This is a genomic window from Acidovorax sp. (assembly GCF_046314175.1).
Classification (GTDB): Bacteria; Pseudomonadota; Gammaproteobacteria; order Burkholderiales; family Burkholderiaceae_C; genus Acidovorax.
Genome location: NZ_JBKBXG010000049.1, coordinates 35,800 through 40,901, shown reverse-complemented (window position 1 = coordinate 40,901; position 5,102 = coordinate 35,800). Strand labels below are relative to the sequence as shown.

The following is a 5,102-nucleotide window of genomic DNA, read 5'->3' as shown; positions in this document are numbered from 1 at the left end:
TGTTCAAGCATCCAGCCTGTGATTAACCGCAGAGCGATGCAAGCATCCAACCTGTTGTTTTTCAAGGAGTTTTCTCATGGACGTCGCAGTCAAAGGCACCAACCCCGCATTGCCAGTGAACGCCGAAAAGGCCAAGGCCCTGGCCGCCGCGCTCGCACAGATCGAGAAACAATTCGGCAAGGGCACCATCATGCGCCTGGGCGAAGGCGAGGTGATCGAGGACATCCAGGTGGTTTCCACCGGCTCGCTGGGCCTGGACATTGCACTGGGCGTAGGTGGCCTGCCCCGTGGCCGTGTGGTCGAAATCTATGGCCCGGAATCGTCGGGCAAGACCACGCTGACCCTGCAGGTGATTGCCGAGATGCAAAAGCAAGGCGGCACCTGTGCCTTCGTTGATGCGGAACACGCCCTGGATGTGCAATACGCCCAGAAGCTGGGCGTGCAACTCTCCGACCTGCTGATCAGCCAGCCCGACACCGGCGAGCAAGCGCTGGAGATTGTGGACAGCCTGGTGCGCTCGGGCGCCGTGGACCTGATCGTCATCGACTCGGTGGCCGCCCTTACCCCCAAGGCCGAAATCGAGGGCGAAATGGGCGACAGCCTGCCCGGCCTGCAGGCCCGCCTGATGAGCCAGGCGCTGCGCAAGCTGACCTCGACCATCAAGAAGACCAACTGCATGGTCATCTTCATCAACCAGATCCGCATGAAGATCGGCGTGATGTTTGGCAGCCCTGAAACGACGACCGGCGGCAATGCGCTGAAGTTCTACGCCTCCGTGCGCCTGGACATCCGCCGCACTGGCACCATCAAGAAGGGCGACGAAGCCATCGGCAACGAAACCAAGGTGAAGGTGGTCAAGAACAAGGTAAGCCCACCGTTCAAGACCGCCGAATTTGACATCCTGTTTGGCGAAGGCATCAGCCGCGAAGGCGAAATCATCGACATGGGGGTGAACGCCAAGATCGTTGAAAAGGCAGGCGCCTGGTATGCCTACAACGGCGAAAAAATCGGCCAGGGCCGCGACAACGCCCGTGAGTTCCTGCGCGAGAACCCCGACCTGGCGCACGAGATCGAGAACAAGGTGCGCGAGAGCCTGAACATCGCCCTGCTGCCGCCACGGGCAGAAGCTGCACCCGCGGCCAAGCCCAGCAAGGCCGATAAAGCCGAAAAGGCAGACAAAGCCGACAAGGACGAAAAGTAAGCCAGCGGACGACGGGGCAACACCCAAAATATGAATTAAATTGGCTGCTATCGCTTATTCAATAAGCGCTAGCAGCTATATTTTTAATAGCATATTTATTTGTACCATGGGCTTTGGCACCCTCTCGCTGAAAGGCCGCGCGCTGCGGCTGCTGAGCCAGCGCGAACACTCCCGCGCCGAACTGCTCACCAAGCTGACACCGCATGTGCAGGAGGGCGAAGACCTGGCGGCGGTGCTGGACGACCTGCAAGCCAAGGATTTCATCAACGAAACCCGCGTGGTCGAGTCTGTGGTGCACCGGCGCGCCAGCCGCATGGGCGCCGCGCGCATCCGGCAGGAGCTGCAGGCCAAGGGGCTGCCTGCCGAGGCCGTGCAACACGCGGTGGATCAGCTCAAGGACAGTGAACTCAGCCGCGCCCGCGAGGTGTGGCGACGCAAGTTCGGCGCGGTGGCCGAAGACGCCGCGGCACGCGCCAAGCAGATGCGGTTCTTGATGACGCGCGGGTTCTCAGGCGATGTGGTCCACCGCGTGGTGCGGGGCGGCGGGGAGCCTGATGACCGCTGAAGGCGGTCGGACTTAAACGCCCAGCATCAGGCGCAGGTTCTGCACTGCTGCGCCGCTGGCGCCCTTGCCCAGGTTGTCCAGGCGCGCAATCAGCACGGCATGGCGATGCTCTTCATTGGCAAACACGCGCAGCTCCAGCTTGTTGGTGTCGTTGAGCGCCGTGGCATCGAGCTTGCCGTCGGCCGTGGCAGGCAGCACGCTGACCCACTGCTCGGGCGTGTTGCTCTTGGCATAGTGCGCAGCCAGTGCGTCGTGCAGGTCGGCAGCCTTGGGGGCGCCCGGCAGCAGATCCAGGTGCAGGGGCAACTGCACCAGCATGCCTTGGCGGAAGTTACCCACCGCGGGCACAAAAATGGGCCGGCGCGTGATACCTGTGTAGGCCATGATTTCAGGCAGGTGCTTGTGCTGCAAGGTCAGCGCATAGGCCTCGAACAGCGGCGCGGTGCCCGCTTCGTAGGCTTCGATCATGGTGCGACCGCCGCCGGAGTAGCCGCTGACCGAAGGCAGTGCCAGGGGGAAGTCCTTAGGCACCAGGCCTGCATCTACCAGCGGGCGCAGCAGTGCAATGGCGCCTGTGGCGTAGCAACCGGGGTTGGCCACGCGGTCGGCCTTGGCCACGGCTTCAGGCTGACCAGCAGCCAGCTCAGGGAAGCCAAACACCCAGCCAGGCGCGGTGCGGTGGGCAGTGCTTGCGTCGATCACCTTCACCTTGCGGCCGGTGGTCCGGGCAATCTCGTCGACCATGGCTACGGTGTCGCGCGCGGCGTCGTCGTGCAGGCACAAGATGACCAGATCCACACCCGCAATCAGGTCACGCTTGGCGGCGGGGTCCTTGCGCTTTTCGGGCGCAATGCTGACCAGCTCGATCTGCGGCATGGCCTGCAGCCGCTCGCGAATCTGCAGGCCTGTGGTACCGGCTTCGCCATCAATAAAGACTTTGGACATGGAGTTGCTCCTGCAAATGGTCGGCAGCATGGGCTGCAAAAGTGGTGAGAGGGCGGGCCGGGGGCCTGCCCTGCGGTGTCAGCTACGCACAAGGATGGTGCGTTGCAGCATGATACAGTCGCAGGTTGCCATGTCCCAAGCCCGCGGCCAGACAACTGTTCATGGTAAACGGGTACCAACCACCCTTCCCTGAGAGAGACCTCATGAAGATTCACGAATACCAAGGCAAGGAAATCTTGCGCAATTTTGGTGTGCCCGTTCCGCGTGGCATTCCCGCGTTCACGGTGCAAGAAGCCGTCGAAGCAGCCCAGAAACTTGGCGGCCCTGTGTGGGTTGTCAAGGCCCAGATCCACGCCGGTGGCCGTGGCAAGGGCGGCGGCGTCAAGGTTGCCAAGACCATTGATGACGTCAAGCGCATTTCGGGCGAAATCCTGGGCATGCAGCTCAAGACCCACCAGACCGGGCCCGAAGGCCAGAAGGTCCGCCGCCTGTACATCGAAGACGGCGCCGACATCAAGAATGAACTGTATGTGTCGCTGGTCACCGACCGCGCCACGCAAAAGGTGGCCCTGATCGCGTCGAGCGAAGGCGGCATGGACATCGAGGAAGTGGCCCACTCCACGCCCGAGAAGATCATTACCGAGATGATCGATCCTATTGCTGGGATCACTGTTGAGCAAAGCAAGAAGGTTGCCGCCGCCATTGGTCTGACTGGCGCTTCCATCGACCAAGCCGTAGACATCTTCGCCAAGATCTACAAGTGCTACATGGAAACCGACGCGTCGCTGGTGGAAATCAACCCGCTGAACTGCGACTCCAAGGGCAACCTGATGGCCCTGGACGCGAAGTTCAACTTCGACGCCAACGCACTGTTCCGCCACCCTGAAATCGTGGCCTTCCGCGATCTGGACGAAGAAGATCCGGCCGAAGTGGAAGCCTCCAAGTTCGATCTGGCCTACATCAGCCTCGATGGCAACATCGGCTGCCTGGTGAACGGCGCAGGTCTCGCCATGGCCACCATGGACACCATCAAGCTGTTCGGCGGCGAGCCCGCCAACTTCCTGGACGTGGGCGGCGGTGCTACCCCCGAGAAGGTCACCGAAGCCTTCAAGATCATGCTCAAGAACCCCAAGGTCAAGGGCATTCTGGTCAACATCTTCGGCGGCATCATGAAGTGCGACACCATCGCCACCGGCGTGATCACCGCTTGCAAGGCCGTGAACCTGAACGTGCCGCTGGTCGTGCGCATGAAGGGCACGAACGAAGAGCTGGGCAAGAAGATGCTGGCCGAGTCCGGCCTGCCCATCATCGCTGCAGACACCATGGCCGAAGCTGCGACCAAGATCGTTGCTGCCGTCAAGTAAGCCCGGAGAACACACATGTCGATCTACATCAACAAAGACACCAAGGTCATCACCCAGGGCATCACGGGCAAGACGGGCCAGTTCCACACCGAAAAGTGCCAGGAATACGCGAACGGCAAGAACTGCTTCGTGGCGGGCGTGAACCCCAAGAAGGCTGGCGAGTCGATCTTCAACATCCCGATCTACGCCTCCGTCAAGGAAGCCGCCCAACAAACCGGCGCCACCGTGTCGGTGATCTACGTGCCTCCAGCAGGCGCCGCTGATGCCATCTGGGAAGCGGTCGAGGCCGACCTGGACATGGCCATCTGCATCACGGAAGGCATTCCGGTCAAGGACATGCTGATGGTGCGCAACAAGATGAAGGCCAAGGAAGCTGCAGGCGGCAAGAAGACCCTGCTGCTGGGTCCCAACTGCCCCGGTCTGATCACGCCCGATGAAATCAAGATCGGCATCATGCCCGGTCACATCCACCGCAAGGGCCGTATCGGCGTGGTATCTCGTTCGGGCACGCTGACGTACGAAGCCGTGGCGATGCTGACCGAAGTCGGCCTGGGCCAGTCGAGCGCCGTGGGCATTGGTGGCGACCCCATCAATGGCCTCAAGCACATCGACGTGATGAAGGCGTTCAACGACGACCCGGACACCGACGCCGTGATCATGATCGGCGAAATCGGTGGACCGGACGAAGCCGAAGCCGCCCAGTGGTGCAAGGCCAACATGAAGAAGCCTATCGTGGGCTTTATCGCTGGCGTGACGGCCCCTCCCGGCAAGCGCATGGGCCATGCTGGCGCGCTGATCTCCGGCGGCGCCGACACGGCCGATGCCAAGCTCGCCATCATGGAAGAGTCGGGCTTCATCATCACCCGCAATCCTTCGGAACTGGGCAAGCTGCTCAAGGCCCAGCTGAAGTAATCAGCTTTTCCGGCGCCGTCCGTATGCACAATGCGGACACATCGGGCCGTAGCGCCCGATGTGCCGGCCCCCTTAAAAAGAGAAGCGGGGGGAACCATGGGTTGGAGGGCGGGTG

General features: G+C 61.8%; 5 protein-coding genes. 4 read left to right on the top strand and 1 reads right to left on the bottom strand.

The window, feature by feature from the left end:
- Nucleotides 1-76: 76 nt before the first annotated feature.
- Together recA and recX are read left to right on the top strand one after the other, a co-directional pair.
- Nucleotides 77-1,201 carry a recombinase RecA gene (gene recA / locus ACK4OE_RS15060; protein ID WP_409885621.1) on the top strand — a complete coding sequence of 375 codons (1,125 nt, stop codon included), beginning with the start codon at nucleotides 77-79 and terminating at the stop codon, nucleotides 1,199-1,201.
- Between the two features lie 106 nt (nucleotides 1,202-1,307).
- Entirely contained in the window at nucleotides 1,308-1,766 is a 459-nt protein-coding gene (gene recX, locus ACK4OE_RS15055) for a recombination regulator RecX (protein ID WP_409885620.1), read from the top strand.
- A 12-nt stretch (nucleotides 1,767-1,778) separates the two neighbouring features.
- Here the strand turns inward: recX and argC are convergent, their stop codons facing one another.
- Entirely contained in the window at nucleotides 1,779-2,711 is a 933-nt protein-coding gene (gene argC, locus ACK4OE_RS15050) for an N-acetyl-gamma-glutamyl-phosphate reductase (RefSeq protein WP_409885619.1), read from the bottom strand.
- A 203-nt stretch (nucleotides 2,712-2,914) separates the two neighbouring features.
- On the opposite strand from argC, the gene sucC reads away from it, so the two are divergent.
- Together sucC and sucD are read left to right on the top strand one after the other, a co-directional pair.
- Nucleotides 2,915-4,075 (top strand): ADP-forming succinate--CoA ligase subunit beta, encoded by a 1,161-nt coding sequence (gene sucC / locus ACK4OE_RS15045; RefSeq protein ID WP_409885618.1) that lies wholly within the window; start codon nucleotides 2,915-2,917, stop codon nucleotides 4,073-4,075.
- 15 nt (nucleotides 4,076-4,090) lie between these two features.
- Entirely contained in the window at nucleotides 4,091-4,987 is an 897-nt protein-coding gene (sucD, locus tag ACK4OE_RS15040; RefSeq protein WP_056056609.1) for a succinate--CoA ligase subunit alpha, read from the top strand.
- The last annotated feature ends 115 nt before the right edge of the window (nucleotides 4,988-5,102 follow it).

Bases quoted from the DNA above. Each gene is read 5' to 3' on its own strand.
- recA (WP_409885621.1), top strand. From the start codon at position 77: ATGGACGTCGCAGTCAAAGGCACCAACCCCGCATTGCCAGTGAACGCC.
- recX (WP_409885620.1), top strand. From the start codon at position 1,308: ATGGGCTTTGGCACCCTCTCGCTGAAAGGCCGCGCGCTGCGGCTGCTG.
- argC (WP_409885619.1), bottom strand. From the start codon at position 2,711: ATGTCCAAAGTCTTTATTGATGGCGAAGCCGGTACCACAGGCCTGCAG.
- sucC (WP_409885618.1), top strand. From the start codon at position 2,915: ATGAAGATTCACGAATACCAAGGCAAGGAAATCTTGCGCAATTTTGGT.
- sucD (WP_056056609.1), top strand. From the start codon at position 4,091: ATGTCGATCTACATCAACAAAGACACCAAGGTCATCACCCAGGGCATC.